Source organism: Mesorhizobium sp. 1B3, from assembly GCF_050958605.1.
Classification (GTDB): Bacteria; Pseudomonadota; Alphaproteobacteria; order Rhizobiales; family Rhizobiaceae.
On sequence record NZ_JBJHDO010000014.1, the window covers coordinates 1 to 25,286 of the forward strand.

Below are 25,286 nucleotides of genomic sequence, written 5' to 3' on the forward strand. Positions count from 1 at the left end.
CTTGGGGAGAAGGTGGCCTCGCGAAGCGAGGTCGGATGAGGGGGGCTCCAGGAAGTGCCGACGATACGCGAGATGTGTGAATGTCGTAGCCCACAAGGGGGGAGATTGGCAGTTTCGGCGTCAGTGCCTCTTCCGCCACGTCGATGATTGGTCAGAACGTGCGTGACAGCCAATCTCCCCCCTTGTGGGGGAGATGTCCGGCAGGACAGAGGGGGTGCCGGGCGCCGACCTTCCCGGGGCAATGTTTGTGTTCAAGAAAAAAAGCCAAGCTAATCGTCGAGGCTGCGATCCAGATGCGCCACTTCGGAAGCGTTCACGCTATGCTCGGGAGCGATGTCGGTGAGCTGGTCTCGTGGACGGGGCGGAGACGAAGCGGCGGACCTCGACAAAACCTTATCGGGATTGATGTCGAGAACCATCGCCGCGACGGCGAGCCGCAGATAGCGCGGGCAGGCGGGACCATCCAGCGAGCGCAGCGCCGCCACCGAAAGCCCCAGCTCCTTCGCGATTCCGCGTTCTGATTTGCCAAGCAGTCTGGCGACTTGCGCTAAGAGACCACCAAATTTCATCGGCGCAGACTCGATGCGATCGAGGCGGCCGTGGCGGAAAGGCATCGCCCTCTTCTGCTTCTAATGCGGCGGCCGTGGCCGATCGGGTCGCCGATGGCGTCCGTGGTAGCAGGTTGCGCGTCGCTGATTGCAGAAAGGGAAACAGATCCCCAAATCAGGGCTATTCCGGACGGACTAAGCCGCAGCCGGAAACTGGTGGTACGACGCTGCATCGTCCTCGCTCTCGATGTAAGGGTTCAGCTCGCGCTGAAAACATCCCATCAAGCCCCAGGAAATAAGACACACGTTAATTGACCCACGGCAATCGCAAAATTGACGTGGTTTCGCCTCTTTCTCTCGATGGTTGCATTTCTGCAACAATAGGCTGAAGCGCAACGCTGTTCAGCGCGCCCTTCGAGGTTCGCTGCCCTACTCCGCCGCCTCCGCATAGGCTGCGGGCACGTAGTTGAGGATCGGGCCGAGCCAGCGCTCGACCTCGCCGATCTCCATGCCCTTGCGCCTGGCATATTCCTCGACCTGGTCACGCTCGACCTTGGCGACGCCGAAATAATAGCTTTCGGGGTGCGAGAAGTAGAGGCCCGAGACCGAGGAACCCGGCCACATGGCGAAGCTCTCGGTGAGGTTCACCCCGGCTTGCCGCTCCGCGTCGAGCAGCGCAAAGAGCGTCTTCTTCTCCGTATGATCAGGCTGGGCGGGATAGCCCGGCGCGGGGCGAATGCCCTGATAGGGCTCGCCGATCAGCTCTTCCGGCGTGAAGCTTTCCTCCGGCGCGTAGGCCCAGAATTCCTTGCGCACGACCTCGTGCATGCGCTCCGCGAAGGCTTCGGCGAAACGGTCGGCCAGGGCCTTCACCATGATGGAGGAATAATCGTCATTTGCACGCTCGAAGCGTTCGGCGACTGCCACCTCTTCGATACCCGCGGTCACCACGAAGCCGCCGAGATAGTCGGCCTTGCCGCTGCCCTCCGGCGCCACGAAATCGGCCAGCGCCATATTGGCCTTGCCGTCGCGCTTCGTGAGCTGCTGGCGCAGTGTGAAGAAGGTGGCTAGCTCCTTCGAGCGGCTCTCGTCGGTGAAGAGACGGACATCGTCGCCCACCGCATTGGCGGGCCAGAAGCCGATCACGGCCCTGGGCCTGAACCACTTCTCGTCGATGATCTTCTTCAACATCGCCTGCGCGTCGGCGAAAAGCTGACGCGCGGCCTCGCCCTGATGCTCGTCGTCCAGGATCTTGGGGTAGCGCCCCTTGAGTTCCCAGGTCTGGAAGAAGGGTGTCCAGTCGATATAAGTGGCGAGCTCGGCCAGGTCCCAGGTCTCGAACACTTTCGTCCCGAGGAACTTCGGCTTGGGCGGCTGGTAGGCCGGCCAGTCGATGCGATGCGCGTTGGCCCGCGCCCGCTCGAGCGGCAGGCGCTGCTTTTCCGCTTCCGAGCGCGCATGGGCGTCGGCCACCTTGCGGTATTCCTCGCGCAGCCTCTCGACATAGCCGGGCTTCATTTCGGGCGACAGCAGGGAAGACACCACGCCGACGGCGCGGCTGGCGTCGGTCACATAGACCGCCTGGCCGCGTTCGTAGCGCGGATGGATTTTCACCGCCGTGTGCACCCGGCTGGTGGTCGCCCCGCCGATCAGCAGCGGAATATCGAAACCCTCGCGTTCCATCTCGGCAGCGACATGCGCCATCTCGTCGAGCGAGGGCGTGATCAGGCCGGAAAGCCCGATGATATCCACCTTCTCCACGCGGGCGGTTTCGAGGATCTTCGTCGCCGGCACCATGACGCCGAGATCGATGATCTCGTAATTGTTGCAGGCCAGGACCACGCCGACGATGTTCTTGCCGATGTCGTGGACGTCGCCCTTCACCGTCGCCATCAGCACCTTGCCGGCGCTTTCGCGCGTCGCTCCGCCATTGGCCAGTTTCTCGGCTTCCATGTAGGGCAGGAGCACGGCCACGGCCTGCTTCATGACGCGTGCCGACTTCACGACCTGCGGCAGGAACATCTTGCCCGCGCCGAAGAGGTCGCCCACCACGTTCATGCCGGCCATCAGCGGCCCTTCGATCACATGGAGCGGGCGCTCGGCATTGACCCTCGCCTCCTCCGTGTCGGCTTCGATGAATTCGGTGATGCCGTTGACCAGCGCGTGCTCGAGCCGCTTCTCGACCGGCCATTCGCGCCAGGCGAGATCCTTTTCCTTGGCCTCGCGAGCCCCGGCGCCCTTGTAGCGCTCGGCGAGCTCCAGCATGCGTTCCGTCGCCGTGCCCCCCGCTTTGGGCTTGCGGTTGAGCACGACGTCCTCGCAAGCCTCGCGTAGCTCGGGATCGATCGACTCGTAGACGGCGAGCTGGCCGGCATTGACGATGCCCATGTCCATGCCCGCCTGGATGGCATGGTAGAGGAACACGGCATGCATGGCCTCGCGCACGGGCTCGTTGCCGCGGAAGGAGAAGGAAAGGTTCGACACGCCCCCCGACACATGCACGTGAGGCAGCGTACGGATGATCTCCCGGGTCGCCTCGATGAAATCGACGCCGTAATTGTCGTGTTCCTCGATGCCGGTGGCGATGGCGAAGATGTTGGGGTCGAAGATGATATCTTCCGGTGCGAAACCCGCTTCTTCCGTGAGCAGGCGATAGGCGCGGGTGCAGATCTCGACCTTGCGCGCCTTCGTGTCGGCTTGGCCCTGCTCGTCGAAGGCCATGACGACGACGGCCGCGCCATAGGCGCGACACAGCCTGGCGTGGTGAAGAAAGGCTTCCTCGCCTTCCTTCATCGAGATCGAGTTGACGATGGCCTTGCCCTGCACGCATTTCAGGCCGGCCTCGATCACCTCCCATTTGGAGCTGTCGATCATGACCGGCACGCGGGCGATGTCGGGCTCGGCGGCGATGAGGTTGAGATACTCGACCATCGCCTTTTTCGAGTCGATCAGGCCCTCGTCCATGTTGACGTCGATGATCTGCGCGCCGTTGGCCACCTGGTCGCGCGCCACGTCGAGCGCGGCGGCATAGTCGCCGGCGGTGATCAGCTTGCGGAACCTGGCCGATCCCGTGACGTTGGTGCGCTCGCCGACATTCACGAAGGGGATCTCGTCGGTCAGCGTGAAGGGCTCGAGCCCGGAAAGCTGCATCAGCGGCTTGTGCTCGGGCACGGCGCGCGGCGGATGCTTCTTCACCGCCTCGGCGATGGCGCGGATATGGTCCGGTGTCGAGCCGCAGCAGCCGCCCACCACGTTGACCAGCCCTTCCCCGGCGAATTCCTCGACCTGGGCGGCCATATAATCCGGGCTCTCGTCATACTGGCCGAAGGCGTTGGGCAGGCCGGCATTGGGATAGGCGCAGACGAAGGTGTCGGCCACGTCGGACAGTTCGGAGAGATGCGGGCGCATGGCCGCCGCGCCCAGCGCGCAGTTCAAGCCGATGGTGAAAGGCTTGGCATGGCGCACCGAATGCCAGAAGGCGCTCGGCGTCTGGCCGGAAAGCGTGCGGCCGGAAAGATCGGTGATCGTGCCGGAGATCATGACGGGCAGGCGCACGCCTTTCTCGGCGAAGATCTCCTCCGCCGCGAAGATCGCCGCCTTGGCGTTCAGCGTATCGAAGATCGTCTCGATGAGGACGATGTCGGCGCCGCCGTCGATCAGACCGCGAAGCTGCTCGCCATAGGCGATCCTGAGATCGTCGAAGGTGACGGCGCGGTAGCCGGGATTGTTGACGTCGGGAGAAATCGAGGCCGTGCGGTTGGTCGGCCCGAGCGCGCCGGCGACGAAGCGGCGCTTGCCGTCCTCCTGCTGGGCGCGCAGCGCGGCGCGGCGCACCAGCCGCGCGCCGTCGCGGTTGAGCTCGTAGACCATGTCCTCCATGCCGTAATCCGCCTGAGCGATCGATGTGGAGGAGAAAGTGTTGGTTTCGATGATGTCGGCGCCGGCGATCGCGTATTTATAGTGGATCTCCTCGATCGCCTTGGGCTGGGTGAGGATCAGGAGGTCGTTGTTGCCCTTCTGATGACAGGCGCAGCCGTCGAAGCGGTCGCCGCGGAAATGATCCTCGTCGAAGCCCAGGCCCTGGATCTGCGTGCCCATGGCGCCGTCTAGAACGAGGATACGTTCGCGTGCCGCGGCCTGCAGCGCGGCGAGCACCTCCGAACCGTCGGGCTTGGGCGCTACCGCGCCGAACAGGTTATCGAGCGGCGACGGTGATTGCGACATCTTCAATCCTTACTGCGACAAGCCCCTCCAATCACATAAAGACATCTTTATGTCAATATGCGGACGTGCCCCGTGTCGTCATGGAACGGCCCGATCCTTGCCGGTTCCATCTCTCACCCGCCCCTTCGGCCCACCCTCTCGCAGGGCGCGTACGACGAGCCCCCCTCTCCGTCTCGGCTTCGCCGAGCCACCTCTCCCCCATTTCATGGGGAAGAGGAAAGGCGCCGAGCGTGCGGCGGGCAATTCCTCTCCCTCACGAATGTGTGGGAGAGGTGGCTCGGCGAAGCCGAGACGGAGAGGGGGAGGAGGCTTTCGGCGCGTGAGCAGGACGAAGGGCTTTTCCTCTCCAGGGTTCGCCACACCGGTTCATGCTCGTATTGACACCCGGCATGCCATGCTGTCGGGTGCGGGGATCGCCTGTCACGGGGGTGGTGCGCCATGCCCTTGCTGATATGGACAGTGTCGGAGCATGCGGGGAGGAAATGCATGACCAGCCGAAAGGGGCCGCTTTCCGGCCTCAGGGTTCTCGAAATCGCGGGCATCGGGCCGGCGCCCTTCTGCGGCATGCTGCTTGCAGATCTCGGCGCGGACGTGGTGGTCGTCGACCGGCGTGAGCCCAACCCCGAGAACATCGCGCTCGGCAAGGCGGCCATCACCAGCCGCGGCAAGCGCTCGATCGCGGTGGATCTCAAGTCTGCTGAAGACGTCGCCACCGTCCTCGACCTCGTCGAAAACTGCGACGCCCTGATCGAGGGCATGCGGCCGGGCGTCATGGAGCGGCTGGGGCTCGGCCCGGAAACCTGCCTGGGACGCAACCCGCGCCTCGTCTACGGGCGCATGACGGGCTGGGGCCAGGAGGGGCCGCTTGCGCACGCGGCGGGCCATGATCTCAACTACGTCGCGCTATCCGGCGCGCTCTGGTATTCGGGTGAGCCTGGAGAGCCGCCGCTCTCGCCGCCGACCCTGGTCGGCGACATCGGCGGCGGAGCGCTTTATCTTGCGGTGGGCATCCTCGCCGCCGTCATGAACGCGCGAGAAAGCGGCAAGGGTCAGGTGGTGGACGCGGCGATCGTCGACGGCAGCGCCCACATGATGAACCTGATCCTGAGCCTCAAGGCCGCCGGCCAGTTCGTCTCGACGCGCGGCGAAAGCATATTGGACGGGCCGCATTGGTATTCGACCTATCGCTGCGCCGACGGCCGCTTCGTTTCGCTCGGGGCGCTCGAACCCAAATTCTATCGGCTGCTGCGCGAGAAGCTCGGCTTGGCCGACGATCCCGAATTCGCCAATGGCTACGACGCCAAGGCCTGGCCCGAGCTCAGGCGCCGGCTGGCGGAGCTCTTCGCGATGCGCTCGTCCGGCGAGTGGTGCGCCCTGCTCGAAGGTACCGACGTCTGCTTCGCGCCCGTGCTCGATCCCGACGAGGCGGCGCGCCACCCGCACATGGCCGCCCGCGGCGTCTACCGGGAGATCGACGGCGCCCTCCAGGCCGCCCCTGCCCCGCGCTTTTCCGCCACCCCCACGGCTGATCCGGGCCCGATCCCCCGGACGGGAACGGATACGGACTCGGTGCTAAGGGATTGGGTGGAAAAAGCGTGACCACCCGGGGAGGGTGAAAGATCGCGCGATGTGCTCGTGCACCGTGGAAGGCTGCAGACCAGGGTGGAGGGGCCGGTTATTTGACCTCTTCGAGATCATCGGGTCTCCAGCTCTTGTCGAACCAAGGCTCGAGCGGGCCATAGAGCCGCAGCAGCACATCCCTTCCCCGGCACGGTCTGCACCCATTTTCTTCCTGCCCTGCAGGGGCTGTCGGGCCAAACCAGACTGTCGCCGAGCCATCGGCATTCATCGCGAAATTCGGTAGCGTGCTGTCAAGCCCGGCAAGCTTCTGGTCTGTCTCGAGCATGGACCGCGTCTGGTTGCTGTAGACAGTGAACGACCAAAACCGGTTGGCTGGAATCGTCGCCGGGAGCGTGACCTTGTCGGTCTTGCCGCCGTCCAGGTACTCGCGGTTGGGATCCCGCGCCGTTCCGGTATAGGCCGACCCTGTGCCGGGCTTGGCCGCGGCCATTGCCGGCGTGATCCCGGTCGCCATGTAGTGGAACAGGGTCCGGGCATCGAGAATGCGTTCGCCGCTATCTATTCTGCATTCTGCAGCGAGAAAATCAGCGATGCTGCACGCGTCGACGCAAAGCGTTCCCGCGGGCTGTTCCAGGCCGCGCCTTCAAATCGTACGGCCCCTCAGGCCGAGGCCATAGGTGATATAGGACAGTCCCTGGAACATCAGGTCGACGGCCAGGAAAATGCCGAGTATCCAAAGGCTGTTGACCGGCCAACGCAGGAAGATCACCACGCCGACGATCAGCGTGAGGATGCCCGCGGCGACCATCCAGCCCCAGCCGCTCGACTGCCGCTGCGTGAAGCCGGCAAAAATCCTCACCACGCCTGCAGCCACGAGGCTCGCGGCAATAAGAAGCGTCAGGATCGCCGAGGCGAGAAGCGGGTTGTAGAAGGTCAACAGGCCAGCGATCGCATAGAGAACGCCGGTCAGGAACCACAGGATGAACCGGCCCCAGGATTTGACGCCGAAGGAGTGCACGATCTCAAGAATGCCTCCCGCGAACATCATCGCCCCCACGAACAGGACGCTGATGACCGTCGCGAGAAAAAGATTGGCCGCGGCAATCAGGCCGGCAGCAAGGACGATCACGCCCAGCACAACGAACCAAAAAGACTTCTTCCCCGCTTGCTGGGCTTCCGGCGGGTTTATCGATGCTTCGGCCATGACATCACCATTATACGTTTCAATAAACAAAAATATCCAGAAGACGTAAGCTTAGACCGAACAACGTACCGGCCGCAAGCGGACCGAATGCTGGCACCGGACAAGTATTCATTGGATGAGCCGGCACCGCATATTCTCTCATTGCGAGGATCGCCTCGACCTGAGAACGCCTCGAAATCCGACGCCAACGCTACAGCCATGCTGGCGCCGCCTAGAGCAATTCCAGCAAAAGTGCGAAGCGGTTTGCGTCCGGAATTTGCGTAAAAACAATTAGATAGAGCGCTGTCGCGTTTTGAAGAAAAGTGGAAATGCTCCAGGTTTTGCCTCGAACATCTTGTTCCCTATGGGACGTGATGCAAAGTTCCGGGATTTGTCGCTGATCACAAAAGCATCGCAGACGGCTAGTGTTTCAGATCGAGAATTCAGCCCCACCAGCGTCTAGAAACATTCCGACCAGTCCGAGTCATGGAAAGAGCCCAGCAGCAGCGTTTCTCGTTCACGACCTTGATGGCGATGGTCGTCGGATCGATGGTGGGAGCCGGCATTTTCTCGCTCCCGCAAGCCTTCGGCCGGGCCACAGGCCCGTTCGGCGCGATCTTCGCCTGGGCGATCGCCGGCGTCGGCATGCTCATGCTGGCATTCATCTTCCAGACCTTGTCGCGGCGCAAGCCGGAACTCGACGCAGGCATCTACGCCTATGCCAAGGCCGGCTTCGGCAACTATCTCGGTTTCCTGTCGGCGCTGGGTTACTGGTCGGCCGCCCTTCTGGGCAACGTGTCCTATTTCGTTCTGATCAAGTCGACGCTGGGCCTGTTCTTTCCCGTGTTCGGCGACGGCAACACGGTTGTCGCGGTGGTGGTTTCCTCCATCCTGCTCTGGACGATGCATGTCATGATCCTGCGAGGCATTCGGGAAGCGGCGGCACTCAACAGGATCGTCACCTTCGCCAAGATCATACCGATCCTGCTGTTTATCGTCGTTGTCGGCTTCGCTTTCGATGCCGAGATCTTCGCCGCGAATTTCTGGGGCGGAGAAGAGGTGAGCTTCCAAAGCGTCGCCGGGCAGGTGCGCGCGACGATGCTGGTCACTGTCTTCGTGTTCGTCGGCATCGAAGGCGCAAGCGTCTATTCACGCTACGCGAGGAACCGCGGGGATGTCGGCCTCGCCACATTGCTGGGCTTCCTCGGCGTGCTGTGCCTGCTCGTGCTGGTGACCATCCTGTCTTATGGCGTTCTCTTGAGGCCCGATCTGGCGGCCCTGCGCAATCCGTCCATGGCGGGTGTTCTCGAAGCGGTGGTCGGTCCCTGGGGTGCCGTATTCGTGAGCGTTGGGCTGCTCATCTCGGTTGGCGGAGCCTATCTGTCCTGGGTGCTCCTCGCGGCCGAAATCCTGTTCAGCGCATCGAAGGACGAAACCATGCCCCGTTTCCTGGCACACGAGAACAGGAATGGCGTGCCGTCGAGCGCCCTTTGGCTGACCAACCTCGTCGTGCAGGTCTTTCTGGTCCTGACGCTCTTTGCCGAATATGCATTCACGCTGGCGCTCGAGCTCACCAGTTCGATGATCCTGATCCCCTATTTTCTCGTCGCGGCCTATGCCCTCAAGCTGGTCTGGACCGGCGAGACATACGGGGCGGATCCAGAAGGCCGGCGCAACGATTTCTTTCGCGCCGCAATCGCGGTGATCTATACGGCGGGGCTGATCTACGCGGCAGGTGCGAAACACCTGGTCTTGTCGGCGGCGATCTATGGGCCGGGAACGATCCTCTACCTGATTGCGCGCAGGGAGCAGAACAGGCAGGCCTTCGCAAAGGCCGAAACTCTCGTGTTCGCCGTAGCCGCAATTGGGGCCGTGATCGCGATCCTTGGCCTCCTGACGGGGCGGATCACCGTTTGAGCGCCCGCGTATCCGAGATCCCGACGTAGAGCCAACCGGCCGATATCAGCGGCAGCGTCCCGAATGAATAGGACGAAAACCGTCGGCGCGTGCCAGGCACGCATTGTCGAACGTAAGCGAGAAGTTGCCGCGCCGCGCGCAGACCGGTGCGAATTCGCGCGTGCAGGCGCCGGGTCGGCCGGCGATCGGCCCGGTGCTTGAACGGCACTGCCCGCGATGCAGGATCTGAAACCCGGCGGAGCGAGCCAGGCAAGGATTGTCAAAGGTCCGCTCCCGGTTGCCGCGCCGGGCGCAGACAGGCGCGAACTCCCGCGTGCAAGCGACGGGCCCGCCGGCAACCGGACCACCGCCTGGACGACATTGGCCACGATGCAGGACCCGGAACCCGGAGGAGCGCGCCAGACACGCATTGCTGAAGGTCCGCTGCTGGCCGCCGCGTTGTGCACAGACCGGCGCATGCTCGAAGGTGCAGGCCTGTGGACGCGAGGGAACGGGGCGCTGGTCCACTTCGACCGTGCAGGCCGCCGTCGCCCCGAGAACGAGGAAGAGAGCGAGGAACTGACGTGCGCCGATCGACATTGCGTCACCTCTTTTGATCCAGAAAAGTATCAGCCTTTAATGAGTGCCCTGACGAAGCCAGCAAGCGCAACCAGGATCACTCCCCCTATCAACCCTGCTATTGCCGCTCCGATCAGGACTGTCGGCGTCAAGCCGTTCGCCGCGTGACCGATGAAACGTCCCACACCTGGAAAGCGCGCGGAGGGCCATACGAAGAGCAGTCCGCCGATGCCGCCGATCAGACCGTCGGTCAGCCGGCCCCAGCTCAGGCTGTGAACCCGGCGGCCAAGCGCGATGCCGACGGCTGCGCCGCAGAGAAATTCGATGACCGTCACGATGGCGAGCTCGGGGCCGGACATGCGCTAGACCTGCTTACGGTTGTCGAACGGCATCATGATACCTCCGCAGTCATGGGACCGGACATGGATCGACTCGCTTTGAAGTCAAGCCGTTGGGCGCAATCTATCTCGCTTGGCGCGAGAAGAGATTAGCGGAGAATCCCGAGATTGTGCTGGCCGTCCCCTTTGGCGACTTCACTCAGCCCGTCTTGCGGCGGGCGATCTCGGCCCGGATATCGCCGCCGTGCTCGTCGAGCACCGGCGGCGGCAGAACTTCCAGCTCCGGTTTTCCGTCGAAGCTGTAGGGCGCCCGCACCGTTCGGAACGGCCCCATCGTGGGATGCATCGCCTCAACGGCGATGTTGAGGTGCTTCGCCTGCGGATCCTCCAGCGCTTCATCGGAATCATAGGCCGGCGAATGCGGGACCTCCCCGGCCAAGAGGATCTCGCACCATTCCGCACGGCTGCGTGTGGCGAAGATCGGCGTCAGGATGTCGATCAGGCCCTGCTGGTTTTGGATGCGGTTCGGGCGTTCGGCGAAGCGCGGGTCCGTCAGAAGGTCCGGTCGGTCGACTGAAGCGGCCAGGCCTTCCCAGAACTTCTGCGGCGACGACAGGTGGATGGCGATCCATTTGCCGTCGGAGCAGGCGAATGTGTAGGATTGCGACACCATGGGCCGGCTGAGCGGTCCCATTACCTCGCCGACGCTGAAATAATGGGTGAAGCTGTCGAGGTTGAAATGGCACATGGCTTCCAGCATCGAAATGTCGAGCCGGCGCCCTTTGCCTGTCTTCGACCTTTCCAGAAGCGCGGCCGTGATGCCCAGTGCCGCATAGTGGCCGGTCACGGCATCGGCGATGGCCGGACCGATCACGCGCGGGCTGGCCGGGGGCGTGAGCAGCCTGAGATAGGCGCTCGCCGCCTGCGCCACCGTGTCGTAGGCGGGCCTGTCCCGAGCCGGGCCCGTCTGGCCGAACCCGCTGATCGCGCAATAGACGAGGCCCGGATTGATGTGCCTCAGTTCCGCGTCGCCGGCTCCCAGCTTTTCGGCGACGCCCGGCCGGAAGTTCTGGATGAACACGTCGGCCGTCGCGATGAGGTCGTGAAAGACCCGCCTGTCGTCGGCCTCGGCCGTGTCGAGCGCGATAGAGCGTTTGTTGCGGTTGTAGGTCTGGAAGTGGGGCGAATAGAGTCCGCCCTTGAAGGCCCGGAACGGATCGCCCGAACCCGGCCGCTCCACTTTGATCACGTCGGCGCCGAGATCGGCCAGATGCATGGCCGCCGCCGGCCCGGTGATGTAGGTACCCATCTCCACGACGCGGAAATCGGCCAGGATTCCAGTCATTCCGTGTCTCCGGGAAGCGGCTCCGCAACGCCGCCGTCATAGGCGATGGCGAGATCGGCGTGATGGGACAGGATGAAACCGATCGAACGCCGTGATTCCTCGTAGAGATGGGCGACAAGCCCGGCCGCGCGCGCCAGGAGGGGTACGCCCTTCAGCGCCTCGACCGGCCAGCCGGCGTCCAGCATCACGGCGGGGATCGCGCCGGAGATATTGATCGGAAGCGGCCGCTCGATGATACCGGGCGCGAGATCGCTGAGGACGCGCAGCGTCCTGACATGGTCGCCGGAGACGCCGAGATCGTCGGCGAGCTCGAGCAGCACGTCGGCGCGCGGATCGCCGGCGCTGTGCTGGGGGTGGCCGAGGCCGGGCACCTTGCTTCGGCTGGCCTTGAGCCTCTCGAGGCTGCGCCGGGCCGCCGCCTCGAGGCCGACGCCAGGCTCTCGGCTGCTGCCGAGCACCTCGACGATGTAGCGACCCGCCGCTTCGGAGCTGCCGGCCACCACCGAGCCCATGCCGAGCAGGCCGGCGGCCATCGCGCCCTGCCAGGCTTCCGGTCCGGCGGCGAGCGTCATGCGCGCCGTCTGCACGCTCGGCACCAGCCCGTGTTCGGCGATCGCCACAAGGCACGCATTCGTCACGGCGCGCTGCGTGTCGGTCGGCCGTGCGCCCGTCACCAGCAGCCAGAAATAGTCGGTGAAATCGATCTTGCCGATAAGGTCGCGGCACAGATCATGGCCCCGCACCGTTATGCTGTCGGCATCCGAGGTTGCGATGGCCGTGAGAGCCTTGTCCTGTTTTCCGATCCGCATGCGTCTCGCCCGCCAATATTTCGCATTCCGAAAAGATTTTCACTTGCCGCAAGCTACGGTAAGGAATAGGCTTCTGTCAACCGGCCGATGAGCTGTCAGCGGCCGCATGGCCCGAAAATCGGCCCGAAAATCGGAAGGTACGATGGAGGCTCTGGAGGGAGGGATTGCATGAAAGATATCAACCAGTTCACGATCACCGAAGCGGTCAAGAAAAGCTTCCGCACGGAGGAAGGCTCGCGCTTCAAATTTCTCCTGGAGAAGCTGATCGATCACCTGCACGACTTCACGCGGGAGACCAACCTCAGCCAGGACGAATGGATGCGGGTGCTCACCTTTCTCTACGACTGCGGCAAGATCTCCACGCCCGAGCGCCATGAATTCATCCTGCTGTCGGACGTGCTGGGCTTCTCCGCGCTCGTCGACATGATCAACACGCGCGGCGGCGCGACCGAAGGCAGCAATCTCGGCCCGTTCTATCTCGACAACGCCCCGCGCAAGCGGCTGGGCGCGGATATTGCCGGCGAGCGGGAGGGCGTATCCGTGCTGTGCCACGGTGTGGTGCGCGACACGCTCGGCCACGCCCTGCCCGGCGCGATCGTCGACACCTGGCAGGCCGACGGGTCCGGCACCTATCCGATCCAGGAGGCGGGCCAGGACAAATACGACCTGCGCGGCATCTTCGAGGCCGATGGAGAGGGTCGCTATTACTACACCACGGTGCTGCCCAAACCCTACACCGTGCCTTATGACGGCCCCGTCGGAGACCTTCTTCGCGCCGGCGACAGGCACGCCTGGCGGGCAGCCCATCTTCACTTCATGATCCGGTCCCCCGGCATGCGCAGCATCGTGACGGAGCTCTTCTTCGAGAACACGGATTACCTTGACAATGACGCCGTGTTTGGTGTTCGCAGATCGCTGGTGGCAAAGCTCGAGCCTTACAAACCCGGCAAGGCTGGCGATATCGAACTGGAGCGCCAGCCCGACGCGATGATCGGGTTCGACTTCGTGCTTGCCCCGGCATGAATGTTGTTTGGCCGCCTTTGAGTTCGGCCTTGTCCTGGAGCTCCGATGCTTGACGTTCCCACGAAAGACGACCGTCCGGCTGAGTTCGTCGAGGCCCTCGCCAAGGGCCTCTCGATCCTGGAGAGCTTCGGCTCCGATCACCCCGAGATGACGCTGAGCGAGGTCGCGCGCCGGGTGGGCTTGAGCCCAGCGGCGGCACGCAGAAGCCTGATCACGCTTCAGGCGATGGGTTATGTCGGCCAGACCAACAAGCGCTTTCACCTGCGCCCGAAGGTCATGAGCCTGGGCTCGGCCTTCTATTTCTCGGCGCGGGTCGACGAGGTGCTTCAGCCGGAGCTGCGCCAACTCGTCGGGACCTTCGGCGATGCGTCCTCCGTCGCCACGCTGGAGGGCCACGACGTGCTCTACATCGCGCATTATTCGGAGCAGCGGGCGCGGCGGCCGACCGCGGTGGTCGGCGCCCGCTATCCCGCTCATGTGACTTCGCTCGGACGCGTCCTGCTTGCCGCACAGTCGGACGCCGAGTTCAACAACTATTTGAGGGCCGTCAAGCCGGTGGCGCTGACGGCAAAGACCGTCGTCGACAAGGAGGAGCTGCGCCGCATCGTCGAAGAAGTGCGCCAGCAGAATTTCGCCACCACCGTCGACCAGCTCGACTACGGCATCACCGCGCTCGCCGTACCGATCCGCGGCAGTTCGGGCCGCACCATCGCCGCGCTCAACACATCCGGCTACAGCGGCATGACGACGGCTGAAGACCTCGTCGCCCATCGCCTGCCGGCCCTGCGGGCCTCGGCTGCCCGCCTGGCGCAGACCTTGTCGCGTTATCCCGTGATCGAGTCCATCATCGCGTCGCGGTAGAAACCCCGCGCCTCCCATTGTCCTGCCCCGTGGGGCGGGCGGCCGCTTGAGAACGGAATGGATACTCGGATCAACCTCGCCCGCTGGCGCGGGCTCGGGTCCGAGTATGACGAACTGCGTTGAGGTGCTTCCCTTAACCACCGACGTTTGCGATTGGCGTTTGCCACGGCACCTATCGTCATACTCGGACCCGAGCGAAGCGAGGTGATCCGAGTATCCATTCCCTGGCGGCCGGCTGCCCGACGGTGCAGGACATAAAACCTGCCGACGGCGACGCGTGCCGACCCAGGCGGTCGGCCCAAAGCGTTTGACAGGGCTCAAGTCTACAGAATACGCTTACCCTGCGAAATTATTTTCGTATAGCGAAATCTTGTGTCCTTGGGAGGAAAATCATGTGCCGCTATTGCCTGGAATGGCGCCCGCAATCCGGCGCCGGTTCGCATCGCGATTTCCTGCTGGCTTCGGGCGCGGCGGGCGTAGCGGCCCACGCATCCAACTACCTGGCCGCCGGCGTGGCCGGCGCGCATGAGATCCCCGCCGAAACCGGCAAGGCCGGGCGCAAGATGCTGATCCGCGGCGGCGCGGTGCTCAGCATGGACCCCGCCGTCGGTGACTTCGCGAAGGCCGACGTACTGATCGACGGCCGCACGATCGCCGCCGTCGGTCCCGACCTCGAGGCGGGCGATGCGCAGGCGGTCGACGCCGAGGGCATGATCGTCATGCCAGGCTTCATCGACACGCATCACCACCTTTTCGAGACGGCGCTGCGCAGCTTCCTGGCCGATGGCATCCTGGTCAATGACGGCCAGCCGCACGGCGCGGTGAACTATTACGAACACATCCTGCAGAAGTTCTCGCTGGCCTATCGGCCCGACGACGTCTACGTCAACGAACTGTTCGGCTCGCTGGCCCAGCTCGACGCCGGTGTCACCACCGTCATGGACGTCTCGCAGATCCATCATTCGCCCGAACACTCGGACGCGGCCGTAAAGGCCCAGGTCGATGCCGGCCGACGCTCCGTCTTCGGCTATTTCGAGGGCTGGGGCGACAAGACGAAATATCCCGACGACGCTCATCGCCTGAAGTCGCGCTACTTCTCATCCGACGACCAGCTCCTGACGATGGTGATGGGTGGCGAGATCTACATTCCGGGCTACGAGAACTCCTGGCGCATCGGGCGCGAGCTCGGCATCCCCATCGCGCTGCACGTCGTCGGCACCTTCGGCATGGCCCCGACCTTCGACGAGCTGGCACGCTCCGGTCAGTTCGGTCCGGACAATATCTTCATCCATATGACAGGGATGACCGATCTCGCGTGGAAGGCGGTCGCCGACGCCGGCGCCCACGTCTCGCTTTCCGTTCCGATCGAGATGACCATGCGGCACGGCACGCCGCCCATCCAAAAGGCGCTTGGCCTCGGACTGCAGCCCTCGCTCTCCACCGACGTGGAATGCACCATGACCGCCGACTTTTTCACCCAGATGCGCTCGGCGCTCACCTTGCAGCGTGTCTTCGTCAACGAGGCGGCGCTGCGCGGCGAAGAAAACCTGCCTCCCCTGCTCGCCTCGCGCGACGTGCTTCGTTTCGCCACGATGGAGGGCGCGAAAGGCCTGAAACTCGACCACAAGGTGGGCTCTCTGACGCCGGGAAAGGAAGCCGACATCATCCTGCTCGATGCCAAGGCCATCAATGTCGCGCCGCTCAACCACGTGCCCGGCGCCGTGGTCACGCTGATGGAGCGCAGCAATGTCGACACGGTGATCGTCGCCGGCAGGATCCGCAAATGGAAGGGCCGGCTGCTCGATGCCGACCTGCCCAAGCTGCGCGGCGAGTTGGAAGCCAGCCGCGACTTCCTGTTCGAGGCGGCTGGCGTGCCGCAAGACCTGTTCAGGGCGTAGGGCCGGCTGCAACGAAAGGATTGAACGACGGAGGGCGAGCAAACCGCAGCGAAGGGAGGTGTCATCGCAGGGCGAGGGCATGTTATGGTCGTCACCATCCACGAGACCGGAGACATGCACATGTGGCCTGATGAGCGCATTCAGAATTTGCTCGGCATCGAGCTGCCGATCATCCAGGCTCCAATGGCAGGGCCGGTCCTTTCCGACATGGTGGTCGCGGTGGCCGAGGCGGGCGGGCTAGGCTCCCTGCCATGCGCGCTGCTCAGCCCCGATCAATTCCGGAACGAGCTCGGCATAGTCAGGCAGCGGACATCGAAGCCCATCAACGTCAACTTCTTCTGTCACAAGCCGCCGAAGCAGGATGCGGAGCGGGAGAGAGCCTGGCGGCAGCGGCTCGCCGGCTACTATGCTGAACTGGGCATCGATCCGCAGGCCCCTGTTCCGACGTCGAATCGGACTCCGTTCGACAGCGAACTCTGTGAACTTCTCGAAGAATCCAGACCCGAAATCGTCAGCTTCCATTTCGGCCTGCCGGAGCAGGCGCTTCTCGAACGCGTAAAGGCGACCGGAGCAAAGATCCTGTCGTCGGCAACCACGGTCGCGGAGGCACGCTGGCTCGAGGAACGGGGATGCGACGCCATCATCGCGCAGGGCTCCGAAGCCGGCGGCCACCGTGGCATGTTCCTGACGGACGACATCGCCAGCCAAGTCGGCACGATGGCCCTCGTGCCCCAGGTCGTCGACGCCGTGAAGGTGCCCGTGATTGCAGCCGGTGGCATCGCCGACGCGCGCGGCATCGTAGCCGCCTTCGCGCTGGGAGCGTCAGCGGTCCAGATCGGCACCGCCTATCTCTTTTGTCCGGAAGCCCGCGTCGCAGCGCTTCATCGCCAGGCGTTGAAAGCCGCAAGAGACGATGAGACCGTGCTGACCAACGTGTTCACCGGGCGGCCGGCGCGTGGGATATTGAACCGCGTGGTGCGCGAGGTCGGGCCGATGTCGGAGCTTGCTCCGGCCTTTCCGCTTGCCGGAGGCGCGCTGGCGCCGCTGCGATCCGCATCGGAACCCAGGGGATCGGGCGACTTCATGGCGCTTTGGTCGGGTCAGTCCGCCCGCCTGGGCCGAGAACTCTCCGCCGGCGAACTGACCAGACGGTTGGCGGACGAGGCGTTGGCGAAATTCGGAGCCGCCTGACGGGCGTGCCGCGCGAGCATGTGATCTGCATCGTCGGGTGGCCGGCCGATAGCTAACGGAATGGATACTCGGATCAACCTCGCCGTTTGGGCTCGGGTCCGAGTATGACGAATGCGTTGAGAGTATCCGCCAATCGCCGACGTTGGCGACTGGCATCGCCCTAGAAGCTTCGTCATACTCGGACCCGAGCGAAGCGAGGTTGATCCGAGTATCCATTCCGTTACATGGCCGCATCCACGACGCCGAAGACTGCCCGCGTTACGCCCCGTTGACTCCCCCTCAAATCTCCTGCACCTTGAATTGGTCAGGCCAATTGACCGCCTGAGGGAGGAAACATGCCCATCGAGGCCATCGTTCCGCGCCGGCTCTATCGCCAGGTCGCCGACCAGCTTCGGCAGCTGTTCGACAGCGGCGAATATGCCGTGGGCGATCGGCTCCCCACGGAGCGCGAGCTTGCCGAGAAGATGGGCATTTCCCGCCCGACCATCCGCGAGGCCTTGATCGCGCTGGAGGTCGAGGGCCGTGTGCGCATTCGCGTCGGCTCCGGCATCTATGTCACCGAGCCGCCGGGCAACGCGCCCCTGCCCCTTCCCGGCGAAGGTCCGTTCGAGTTGCTGCGCGCCCGCGAATTCATCGAGGCGGCGCTCGCCGAGGAAGCCGCTCGCCACGTGACCCCTGGGCATATTGCCGAGATGGACGAGGTGCTCGACCGCATGGCCGGGGAAGATCATCCTTCCCGCTCCACGATCGAGCTCGACCGCCGTTTCCACACCACCGTCGCCGCCATGCTGGACAACGCTGTCCTGGTGCGCGTGGTGGGCGAACTCTTCGACCAGCGCATGAACCCCTATTTCGAGCGGCTCTCCAGCTATTTCGAGGACCAAGAGACTTGGCGAGCGGCGCTCGAGGAGCACAGGGCCGTTCGCGACGCCATCTCCGCCGGCAATCCGGCCGCCGCGCGCGCGGCCATGAAGGAGCATCTCCAGCGCTCGCAATCGCGCTTCTCGGGGGAAGGTTTCGGAACGAGCACCGCCGTCGGGGGGCGGCGGCGCAAGGAGGCAAGATCCAAGCATACGGGGTGATGGTAACCCCGGCGAAACAGCACAAGGAGGAAGTGCATGAAACGCCTGACCACGACAATTCTCGGCCTAGTCGGGGCGCTCGCCCTGCCGATCTCGGGAGCGCTCGCGCAGACCGCGCTCAAATGGGCTCATGTCTACGAGACCTCGGAGCCCTTCCACACCGAATCCGTCTGGGCTGCGGAGGAGATCGCGAAGCGCACCGACGGCCGCTACAAGATCGACGTGTTCCCTGCCTCGCAGCTCGGCAAGGAGTCCGACATCAACCAGGGGCTCACGCTCGGCACGGTCGACATCATCATCTCCGGCTCGAGCTTCGCGGCGCGCGAGTTCCCGCCGATCGGGGTCACCTATTTCCCCTTCATCTTCCGTGACGCCGACCATCTCCTCGCCTACACCAAATCCGACAAGTACAAGGAACTGACGGCCGGCTACGAGGAAGCTTCGGGCCATCACATCACCGCCACGACCTATTACGGCACACGCCACACGACCTCCAACAAGCCGATCGAAAAATGCGCCGACATGCAGGGTCTGAAGATCCGCGTGCCCGACGTCCCGGCCTATCTCGCCATGCCGCGTGCTTGCGGCGCGAACACCACGCCGATCGCCTTTGCCGAAGTCTATCTCGCCCTGCAGCAGGGCACCGTCGAGGCGCAGGAGAACCCGCTCACCACGATCGAGGCCAAGAAGTTCTACGAGGTGCAGAAGCATATCGTCCTCACCGGCCACATCGTCGATCACCTCAACACAATCGTCTCGCAGTCGCGCTGGTCGCAGCTCTCCGACGAGGACAAGAAGATCTTCACAGAGGTCATGCAGGAGGCGGCGAAGAGGGCGACCGACAAGATCGTCGCGCGCGAGAAGGAACTCGTCCAGGGCTTCAAGGACAAGGGCTTGACGGTCACCGAGGTCGACAAGAGCGACTTCGAGAAGACGGTGATGGAGAAGGTCACCTTCGAGGAATTCGGCTACCGCAAGGAAGACTGGGAAGCGATCAAGGCGGTAAAATAGCGAGGGAGTTTACCCTTTTTCCGCAAGGGGAGAAGGGAAGACCGGCCGCAACGCCGATGCCAAACGCCAGCGTTTGCGATTGACAGGAGCGCCTCGGCAAAACTCCACCTTCTCCCCTTGTGGGAGAAGGTGGCCGCGAAGCGGTCGGATGAGGGGTCCCCTCCCGCAAGGACCAACCAACAGCATCGAGGCCCATCCCATGACGCAAACCGCCGCCGACGAACACCACACCCAGGTCACCGCCGAGGAGTTGGCGCATGCCTTCGAGGAGGAGACGGCGCCCGCCGATCTCTCCCGCTATGCCGTGGAAGACTGGGTCACGCTGGCCGTGTTCTGGGGCATGGCCGTCTGCGTCTTCCTGCAGTTCTTCACCCGCTACGTGCTGAACGACAGCTACGCCTGGACCGAGGAGATCGCGATCAACTGCCTCGTCGTCGTTGTTTTCCTTGGCTCGGTGATGTGCACGCGGATGATGCGCCATATCCATGTGGACCTGCTCTACCGCTATCTGCCCAAGCGCGCCGGGCGTGTGCTCGCCCTTGCGGTGAGCCTCCTCACCATCGGCTTCTTCGCCTATATGAGCTGGCTGCTTTGGCGCTATACCGGCGTCGTCTATCGCGAGCGCATGGTCACCATCAACCTGCCGCGCAACATCGTCTTCTATTCGGTCTTCGCCGGATTCGTCCTGATGCTCGTGCGTCAGATCCAGGTCTTCATCGCCGATGTCAGGCGCGGCTATTCGGTGCTCGAGCGGCCCGCCGAATTCGACACCTATGGAGTTTGAGCCATGCTGCTGCTGATCGGCTCCTTCCTCTTGCTTATGCTCGTGGGCGTTCCCGTCGCCGTGTCGATGGCCGTGGCGTCCCTCCTCTATCTCGTCCTCTACGGCGTCGCGCCGGACATCATCGCGGCGCAGCGCATGATAGCGGGCGTCGAGAGCTTTCCCCTGCTTGCCGTGCCTTTCTTCATCCTCGCCGGAAACCTGATGAACACCGCCGGCGTCACCGGCCGCATCTACACCTTCGCGCTCGCCGTGGTCGGCTGGATGAAAGGCGGCCTGGCGCAGGTCAATATTCTGGGGTCGGTCGTCTTCGCCGGCATGTCGGGCGCCGCCCTTGCCGACGCGGCCGGCCTCGGCACGGTCGAAATCAAGGCGATGAAGGACCACGGCTATCCCGTCGAGGCCGCCGTGGGCGTGACCGCGGCTTCCTCCACGCTCGGCCCGATCTTTCCACCGTCGCTGCCTTTCGTGATCTACGGCATGATGGCCAATGTTTCGATCGGCGCCCTCTTCATGGCTGGCATCCTGCCCGGCGTGGTCATGATGCTCCTGATGATGGCAACGGTGGCCTTCTTCGCCTATCGCCGTGGCTGGGGCTCGGACACGCCTTTCAGCATGCGCCGCCTCGCCGCCGCTTCAGCAGAGGTCCTCACCGTCGCTGCGTTCCCGGTGGCCGTCTACCTGCTCATGCTGGCGGGCCTTTCGCCGAACCTCGCCGTCGGCATCGCACTCGTCGCGCTGGTCGCGCTCGACTGGTATTTCGACTTTTCCGCCGTCATGGCGCTGATGACGCCGATCATCCTGATCGGCGGGATGACGATGGGCTGGTTCACGCCGACGGAAGCGGCGGTGGCGGCGGTCATCTGGTCGCTTTTTCTCGGCCTGGTGCGGTACCGCTCGATGACGCTGCGCTCGCTGGCAAAGGCGAGCTTCGACACGATCGAGACGACGGCCTCCGTGCTTTTCATCGTCACCGCCGCCTCGATCTTCGCCTGGCTGCTCACCGTCAGCCAGGCAGCGCAGTATTTCTCCGACTTCGTCTTCTCCCTCACCGACAACAAATGGGTGTTCCTGATCCTGGTGAACCTGCTCCTGCTCGGGATCGGCTGCTTTCTCGACACCATCGCCGCGATCACGATCATGGTGCCCATCCTGATGCCGATCATCGCCAAATTCGACATCGATCCCGTCCATTTCGGACTGGTGTTGACGCTCAACCTGATGATCGGCCTGCTCACCCCGCCGGTCGGGGTCGTGATGTTCGTGCTGTCGCGGATCTCGAAGATGTCGATCGAGCGCACGACCATGGCGATCCTGCCCTGGCTGGTGCCGCTGCTGGTGGCATTGATGATCATCACCTTCATACCGGCCGTCTCGCTGTGGCTGCCGCAGCAACTGGGCCTGATCCGATGAAAACGACTGCCGCCACGCTCTACGGGCCGGAGGATCTGCGCCTCGTCGAACATGCCCTCGCGCCACTCGCTCCCGGCATGGTGCGGATCGAGTTCGGAGCAGGCGGCATCTGCGGCTCGGACCTGCATTACTTCCGTCATGCCAGGACCGGCAATTTCGTGGTGACGGAGCCGCTCATCCTCGGTCACGAGATCGCCGGCACGATCGTCGAAACGAAGGGGGACGTCGGCGGCCTCGAGCCGGGCGACCGCGTCGCCGTCAACCCCTCACGCTGGTGCCGTGCCTGCTCCCGTTGCCGCGAGGGTCGGCCGAACCTCTGCGAGAACATCTATTTCATGGGGTCCGCCTCGAAGACCCCGCATATGCAGGGCGGCTTCGCCGAGTTCTTCGACGCGGTGCCGGCGCAATGCACGGTGTTGCCCGAAAGCGTCTCCCTGGCCGATGCCGCGCTGGCCGAGCCTCTTGCCGTCGCGCTGCACGCAGCCGCCCGCGCCGGTGCGATTGACGGCGCCCATGTCGCTCTTTTCGGCGGCGGCCCGATCGGGCTTCTCACCATGCTCGCCGCGAAGCTCGCGGGTGCCGGCGCCGTCACGGTCGTCGACATCGCCGAGGCGCCCCTTGCCTTTGCCCGAAAACTCCGCGCGGATCACACGGTCGACATCTCGGGCGGCGAAGCCGAACTCGAGGCGCTCGCCGGAGACCACGCCATCGACGTCGCCTTCGAGGTCTCCGGCACGGCAGCCGGGCTTGCCTCGGCGATCCGCCATGTCCTGCGGGGTGGAACCCTCGTCCAGATCGGCAACCTGCCAGGCGGCGACATTCCCGTGCCGGCCAATTCGATCATGGCGAAGGAGATCGACATCCGCGGGTCCTTCCGCTTCGGCGACGAATTCACGAAAGCCGTCGAGCTGATTGCATCCGGCACGATCGAAGTGAACCGCCTCGTGACATCCAGCCGCCCGCTCGCGCAAGCGCCTGAAGCCTTCCGCCTCGCGCTCGACCGCAGCCAAAGCGTCAAAGTGGTGCTGACGGCATAACCCCTTCGATCTTCGTTTCGAGAATACGCGCTGGATTGACGATCGGCCAACTGCAATTTATGGTTGATTTCGGGGTTAGGGAGGGGCAGATGTCCGTAGTGTCGGCAGACGGTCCGGAGGGATTCGCTATCGGCAGGGCAATCGCCGACACGTTCGGCGTCATCGGGCGCAATATCGGCCTGATCCTGGGGCTTGCCGCGCTCCTATGCGGATTGCCAATGCTTATCTTCGAATATTTCGTGCCGGGCGCGGTACTCGAAGATACGGTAATCCTGCCCGAATCGTCTCAGTTGGCCGAAGCAGTCGTCTTATTGCTGATCGGGCTGATCAAATTTGGCCTGATGGTGATCCTGTTGGCCACAGTATCGCGGATAGCCATCGACGATTTGGAGGGAAGGAAACCCTCCTTCGATACTTGTCTGGAGACAGGCGTTACCGTCGCGCTGTCGATCGCCGGCATCGTCTTCCTCTCATGTCTGCCGATTTTCTTCTGCATGATGCTCCTGGTCGCCTTCGAAACATTCCTTCCCGACCAGCAGGCCCTTGGAATCGTCGTGTTCGTCATTCCCACCGTTTACATACTGCTGCGCTGGTTTCTCGCCATCCCCGTTCAGGTCCAGGAAAGGTGCGGCGTACTCACCAGCATGAAGCGCAGCGCCACGTTGAGCAGGGGCAGCCGCTGGGGTCTTTTTTCCCTGATAGTCGTCGTTGCTACGGTCGCGTCCGTCCTGTGCGTGCCTATCGCATTCCTTGCGGCCTTGCTTCCGGCGCGAGGCGTCGCATTCGGCGCCGGAATAGTCTTTGCAGTGTTCCCGACCGTGCTGGTCGTCGCCGCTGGAGTGAGCTATCTGCAGCTGCGAGTGATCAAGGAAGGAAGCGGCATTTAGAGCACGCTCCAGTTTCGGTCAGCTTTTTCCAGACCGGCGCGAGGACACAGAGCCCATCGATCGCTGGTACCGGCCAGGCACTTCGCCTATCTTCTGGCGATGAAGTTCTTCACGTGGAATGAACATGGCGCGTAGGGCGGGAAGCGCGGACCTGCCGCTGCATGGCGGACGCGTGCCGCCCTGGCTCGCCAATCGCATGACGCGGCTCGGCGCCGTCGTCACCGAGGCAATCGTGCATCACTACGGTCGCGACGAGCTCTTGCGCCGCCTTGCCCATCCCTTTTGGTTCCAATCCTTCGGCGCCGTCATGGGCATGGACTGGCATTCCTCGGGCATCACCACCAGCGTGATCGGCGCGCTGAAGCGTGGGCTCGGGCCGCTGTCGGGCGAGCTCGGCATCCATGTCTGCGGCGGGCGTGGCAAACATTCCAGGCAGACGCCGCATGAGCTCGTCACCATTGGCGACAGGGTCGGGTTCGACGGCGCGGTACTTGCCCAGGCGAGCCGCCTCGTCGCGAAGGTCGACAGCGCCGCCGTGCAGGACGGCTTCGATCTTTATCTTCACGGTTTCGTGGTGACGAACGAAGGCAACTGGGTCGTCGTCCAGCAGGGCATGAACGACGAGAGCCGCAAGGCACGGCGCTATCATTGGCTCTCGGAAGGGCTGAAGAGCTTCGTCGACGAACCGCATTCGGCGATCGACGGCGAAAAACAGGGCAAGATCGTCAACCTGACCGACCACCGCGCCGAAGCCTCCCGCCGCGCCCAGCTCGACCTGCTCGCCGAGATAGGCCCCGACGGCATCGCCCGCGAATTCGCCACGCTCGAAGGATGCAGGGGAAAGCTCAACTCCGAGCAACTCGTGCTCCCGCATCTCGTCATGCCGGCTCATCACGACGTTCGGGCAAAGGATGTGCTGGCGCCGCGCTTGCACGCCACGCTCGCGGCCGCCGCCGATCGCGGCCCCGCCGATTTCGCCGAGCTGCTGCTTGTGCCCGGCGTCGGCGCGCGCACCGTGCAGTCGCTCGCCATGGTCGCCGAAGTCGTCCATGGCACGCCCTACCGCTTCACCGACCCCGCCCGCTTCTCCTTCGCCCATGGCGGCAAGGACAGGCATCCGTTCCCCGTGCCGACCCGCGTCTACGACCAGACCATCGGCGTGCTGAAATCGGCGGTGCGCAAGGCCAAGCTCGGCAATGACGAGGAGCTCGCCGCGCTGAAGCGGCTCGACGACCAGGCTCGGATGCTCGAACGGCGCGTCTCCGGCCCATCGGTCGAACAGTTCATCGCCGAGGAGCGTTTCCAGTCGCATGCGCTCGGCGGCCGCAGCGTGTTTGGGTGGGAGCCAGAGCCGGAGGAGAAGGGGGCGGGCGGTCTTCGCAATTGAACCACGTCGGCGGCGGTTGGCCCACACCCCCCTCTGTCCTGCCGGACATCTCCCCCTCAAGGGGAGATTGGCTGTCCCGGATGGTTTCGCCAATAGTCGACAAGGCAGAAAGGGCGCCGACACCAAAGCTGCCAATCTCCCCCCTTGAGGGGGAGATGTCCGGCAGGACAGAGGGGGGTGCGACGCGAACCGCCAAATCACCGACACGCCCG

Annotated in this window: 21 protein-coding genes; 13 read left to right on the forward strand and 8 right to left on the reverse strand. The window is 64.0% G+C overall.

Annotated elements, in window-relative coordinates; genetic code table 11:
- Positions 1 to 269: 269 nt before the first annotated feature.
- Positions 270 to 614, reverse strand: a complete 345-nt coding sequence (locus ACCO56_RS27775; protein ID WP_433644167.1) for a hypothetical protein — start codon at positions 612 to 614, stop codon at positions 270 to 272.
- 363 nt (positions 615 to 977) lie between these two features.
- Complete coding sequence (gene metH / locus ACCO56_RS27780; RefSeq protein ID WP_433644168.1) at positions 978 to 4,772, reverse strand: methionine synthase; 3,795 nt, start codon at positions 4,770 to 4,772, stop codon at positions 978 to 980.
- 486 nt (positions 4,773 to 5,258) lie between these two features.
- Here metH and ACCO56_RS27785 point away from each other — a divergent pair, with 486 nt between their 5' ends.
- On the forward strand, positions 5,259 to 6,371 hold the full coding sequence (locus ACCO56_RS27785; protein WP_433644169.1) for a CaiB/BaiF CoA transferase family protein: 1,113 nt from the start codon (positions 5,259 to 5,261) through the stop codon (positions 6,369 to 6,371).
- Between the two features lie 76 nt (positions 6,372 to 6,447).
- Here the strand turns inward: ACCO56_RS27785 and ACCO56_RS27790 are convergent, their stop codons facing one another.
- Both ACCO56_RS27790 and ACCO56_RS27795 read right to left on the reverse strand, forming a co-directional pair.
- Positions 6,448 to 6,843, reverse strand: coding sequence for a DUF1214 domain-containing protein (locus ACCO56_RS27790; protein WP_433644170.1), 396 nt, complete (start codon positions 6,841 to 6,843; stop codon positions 6,448 to 6,450).
- A gap of 153 nt (positions 6,844 to 6,996) precedes the next feature.
- Positions 6,997 to 7,557 carry an HdeD family acid-resistance protein gene (locus tag ACCO56_RS27795; RefSeq protein ID WP_433644171.1) on the reverse strand — a complete coding sequence of 187 codons (561 nt, stop codon included), beginning with the start codon at positions 7,555 to 7,557 and terminating at the stop codon, positions 6,997 to 6,999.
- A gap of 465 nt (positions 7,558 to 8,022) precedes the next feature.
- Between ACCO56_RS27795 and ACCO56_RS27800 the strand changes: the two genes are divergently transcribed.
- Entirely contained in the window at positions 8,023 to 9,453 is a 1,431-nt protein-coding gene (locus tag ACCO56_RS27800) for a basic amino acid/polyamine antiporter (protein ID WP_433644172.1), read from the forward strand.
- Between the two features lie 45 nt (positions 9,454 to 9,498).
- Here the strand turns inward: ACCO56_RS27800 and ACCO56_RS27805 are convergent, their stop codons facing one another.
- The 4 genes from ACCO56_RS27805 to ACCO56_RS27820 form a co-directional block, all read right to left on the reverse strand.
- Complete coding sequence (locus tag ACCO56_RS27805) at positions 9,499 to 10,032, reverse strand: Kazal-type serine protease inhibitor domain-containing protein (protein WP_433644173.1); 534 nt, start codon at positions 10,030 to 10,032, stop codon at positions 9,499 to 9,501.
- Positions 10,033 to 10,061: 29 nt separating this feature from the next.
- Positions 10,062 to 10,370: a hypothetical protein gene (locus ACCO56_RS27810; protein ID WP_433644174.1), complete on the reverse strand. Its 309-nt coding sequence runs from the start codon at positions 10,368 to 10,370 to the stop codon at positions 10,062 to 10,064.
- A 178-nt stretch (positions 10,371 to 10,548) separates the two neighbouring features.
- Positions 10,549 to 11,694 carry a CaiB/BaiF CoA transferase family protein gene (locus tag ACCO56_RS27815; protein ID WP_433644175.1) on the reverse strand — a complete coding sequence of 382 codons (1,146 nt, stop codon included), beginning with the start codon at positions 11,692 to 11,694 and terminating at the stop codon, positions 10,549 to 10,551.
- Complete coding sequence (locus ACCO56_RS27820; protein WP_433644177.1) at positions 11,691 to 12,503, reverse strand: citryl-CoA lyase; 813 nt, start codon at positions 12,501 to 12,503, stop codon at positions 11,691 to 11,693. The genes ACCO56_RS27815 and ACCO56_RS27820 overlap by 4 nt, the downstream gene beginning before the upstream one ends.
- A gap of 168 nt (positions 12,504 to 12,671) precedes the next feature.
- Between ACCO56_RS27820 and ACCO56_RS27825 the strand changes: the two genes are divergently transcribed.
- From ACCO56_RS27825 to ACCO56_RS27875, 11 genes are all read left to right on the forward strand, one after another.
- Positions 12,672 to 13,526 (forward strand): dioxygenase, encoded by an 855-nt coding sequence (locus ACCO56_RS27825; protein WP_433644178.1) that lies wholly within the window; start codon positions 12,672 to 12,674, stop codon positions 13,524 to 13,526.
- Between the two features lie 45 nt (positions 13,527 to 13,571).
- The gene (locus ACCO56_RS27830; RefSeq protein WP_433644179.1) at positions 13,572 to 14,387 is read left to right on the forward strand and encodes an IclR family transcriptional regulator domain-containing protein; all 816 of its coding nucleotides are present in this window, start codon (positions 13,572 to 13,574) and stop codon (positions 14,385 to 14,387) included.
- Between the two features lie 392 nt (positions 14,388 to 14,779).
- Positions 14,780 to 16,285, forward strand: coding sequence for an amidohydrolase family protein (locus ACCO56_RS27835; RefSeq protein WP_433644180.1), 1,506 nt, complete (start codon positions 14,780 to 14,782; stop codon positions 16,283 to 16,285).
- Between the two features lie 120 nt (positions 16,286 to 16,405).
- Positions 16,406 to 17,476, forward strand: coding sequence for an NAD(P)H-dependent flavin oxidoreductase (locus ACCO56_RS27840; RefSeq protein WP_433644324.1), 1,071 nt, complete (start codon positions 16,406 to 16,408; stop codon positions 17,474 to 17,476).
- Positions 17,477 to 17,811: 335 nt separating this feature from the next.
- A complete protein-coding gene (locus tag ACCO56_RS27845; RefSeq protein WP_433644181.1) occupies positions 17,812 to 18,558 on the forward strand; it encodes a FadR/GntR family transcriptional regulator in 747 nt (248 codons plus the stop codon).
- Between the two features lie 36 nt (positions 18,559 to 18,594).
- Positions 18,595 to 19,569, forward strand: coding sequence for a sialic acid TRAP transporter substrate-binding protein SiaP (locus ACCO56_RS27850; RefSeq protein ID WP_433644182.1), 975 nt, complete (start codon positions 18,595 to 18,597; stop codon positions 19,567 to 19,569).
- Between the two features lie 199 nt (positions 19,570 to 19,768).
- A complete protein-coding gene (locus ACCO56_RS27855) occupies positions 19,769 to 20,353 on the forward strand; it encodes a TRAP transporter small permease (protein ID WP_433644183.1) in 585 nt (194 codons plus the stop codon).
- Between the two features lie 3 nt (positions 20,354 to 20,356).
- On the forward strand, positions 20,357 to 21,763 hold the full coding sequence (locus ACCO56_RS27860) for a TRAP transporter large permease (protein ID WP_433644184.1): 1,407 nt from the start codon (positions 20,357 to 20,359) through the stop codon (positions 21,761 to 21,763).
- Positions 21,760 to 22,800: an L-idonate 5-dehydrogenase gene (locus tag ACCO56_RS27865; protein WP_433644185.1), complete on the forward strand. Its 1,041-nt coding sequence runs from the start codon at positions 21,760 to 21,762 to the stop codon at positions 22,798 to 22,800. The genes ACCO56_RS27860 and ACCO56_RS27865 overlap by 4 nt, the downstream gene beginning before the upstream one ends.
- Positions 22,801 to 22,889: 89 nt before the next feature.
- Positions 22,890 to 23,687 carry a hypothetical protein gene (locus tag ACCO56_RS27870; RefSeq protein WP_433644186.1) on the forward strand — a complete coding sequence of 266 codons (798 nt, stop codon included), beginning with the start codon at positions 22,890 to 22,892 and terminating at the stop codon, positions 23,685 to 23,687.
- Between the two features lie 124 nt (positions 23,688 to 23,811).
- Complete coding sequence (locus ACCO56_RS27875) at positions 23,812 to 25,074, forward strand: DUF763 domain-containing protein (RefSeq protein WP_433644187.1); 1,263 nt, start codon at positions 23,812 to 23,814, stop codon at positions 25,072 to 25,074.
- Positions 25,075 to 25,286 lie beyond the last annotated feature (212 nt).

Excerpts from the sequence above, each read along its gene's own strand:
- metH (WP_433644168.1), bottom strand. The coding sequence starts at position 4,772 with ATGTCGCAATCACCGTCGCCGCTCGATAACCTGTTCGGCGCGGTAGCG.
- ACCO56_RS27855 (WP_433644183.1), top strand. The coding sequence starts at position 19,769 with ATGACGCAAACCGCCGCCGACGAACACCACACCCAGGTCACCGCCGAG.
- ACCO56_RS27800 (WP_433644172.1), top strand. The coding sequence starts at position 8,023 with ATGGAAAGAGCCCAGCAGCAGCGTTTCTCGTTCACGACCTTGATGGCG.
- ACCO56_RS27795 (WP_433644171.1), bottom strand. The coding sequence starts at position 7,557 with ATGGCCGAAGCATCGATAAACCCGCCGGAAGCCCAGCAAGCGGGGAAG.
- ACCO56_RS27850 (WP_433644182.1), top strand. The coding sequence starts at position 18,595 with ATGAAACGCCTGACCACGACAATTCTCGGCCTAGTCGGGGCGCTCGCC.
- ACCO56_RS27830 (WP_433644179.1), top strand. The coding sequence starts at position 13,572 with ATGCTTGACGTTCCCACGAAAGACGACCGTCCGGCTGAGTTCGTCGAG.
- ACCO56_RS27835 (WP_433644180.1), top strand. The coding sequence starts at position 14,780 with ATGTGCCGCTATTGCCTGGAATGGCGCCCGCAATCCGGCGCCGGTTCG.
- ACCO56_RS27785 (WP_433644169.1), top strand. The coding sequence starts at position 5,259 with ATGACCAGCCGAAAGGGGCCGCTTTCCGGCCTCAGGGTTCTCGAAATC.
- ACCO56_RS27775 (WP_433644167.1), bottom strand. The coding sequence starts at position 614 with ATGCCTTTCCGCCACGGCCGCCTCGATCGCATCGAGTCTGCGCCGATG.
- ACCO56_RS27860 (WP_433644184.1), top strand. The coding sequence starts at position 20,357 with ATGCTGCTGCTGATCGGCTCCTTCCTCTTGCTTATGCTCGTGGGCGTT.
- ACCO56_RS27820 (WP_433644177.1), bottom strand. The coding sequence starts at position 12,503 with ATGCGGATCGGAAAACAGGACAAGGCTCTCACGGCCATCGCAACCTCG.
- ACCO56_RS27805 (WP_433644173.1), bottom strand. The coding sequence starts at position 10,032 with ATGTCGATCGGCGCACGTCAGTTCCTCGCTCTCTTCCTCGTTCTCGGG.
- ACCO56_RS27810 (WP_433644174.1), bottom strand. The coding sequence starts at position 10,370 with ATGTCCGGCCCCGAGCTCGCCATCGTGACGGTCATCGAATTTCTCTGC.
- ACCO56_RS27870 (WP_433644186.1), top strand. The coding sequence starts at position 22,890 with ATGTCCGTAGTGTCGGCAGACGGTCCGGAGGGATTCGCTATCGGCAGG.
- ACCO56_RS27865 (WP_433644185.1), top strand. The coding sequence starts at position 21,760 with ATGAAAACGACTGCCGCCACGCTCTACGGGCCGGAGGATCTGCGCCTC.
- ACCO56_RS27875 (WP_433644187.1), top strand. The coding sequence starts at position 23,812 with ATGGCGCGTAGGGCGGGAAGCGCGGACCTGCCGCTGCATGGCGGACGC.
- ACCO56_RS27790 (WP_433644170.1), bottom strand. The coding sequence starts at position 6,843 with ATGGCCGCGGCCAAGCCCGGCACAGGGTCGGCCTATACCGGAACGGCG.
- ACCO56_RS27845 (WP_433644181.1), top strand. The coding sequence starts at position 17,812 with ATGCCCATCGAGGCCATCGTTCCGCGCCGGCTCTATCGCCAGGTCGCC.
- ACCO56_RS27840 (WP_433644324.1), top strand. The coding sequence starts at position 16,406 with ATGTGGCCTGATGAGCGCATTCAGAATTTGCTCGGCATCGAGCTGCCG.
- ACCO56_RS27825 (WP_433644178.1), top strand. The coding sequence starts at position 12,672 with ATGAAAGATATCAACCAGTTCACGATCACCGAAGCGGTCAAGAAAAGC.
- ACCO56_RS27815 (WP_433644175.1), bottom strand. The coding sequence starts at position 11,694 with ATGACTGGAATCCTGGCCGATTTCCGCGTCGTGGAGATGGGTACCTAC.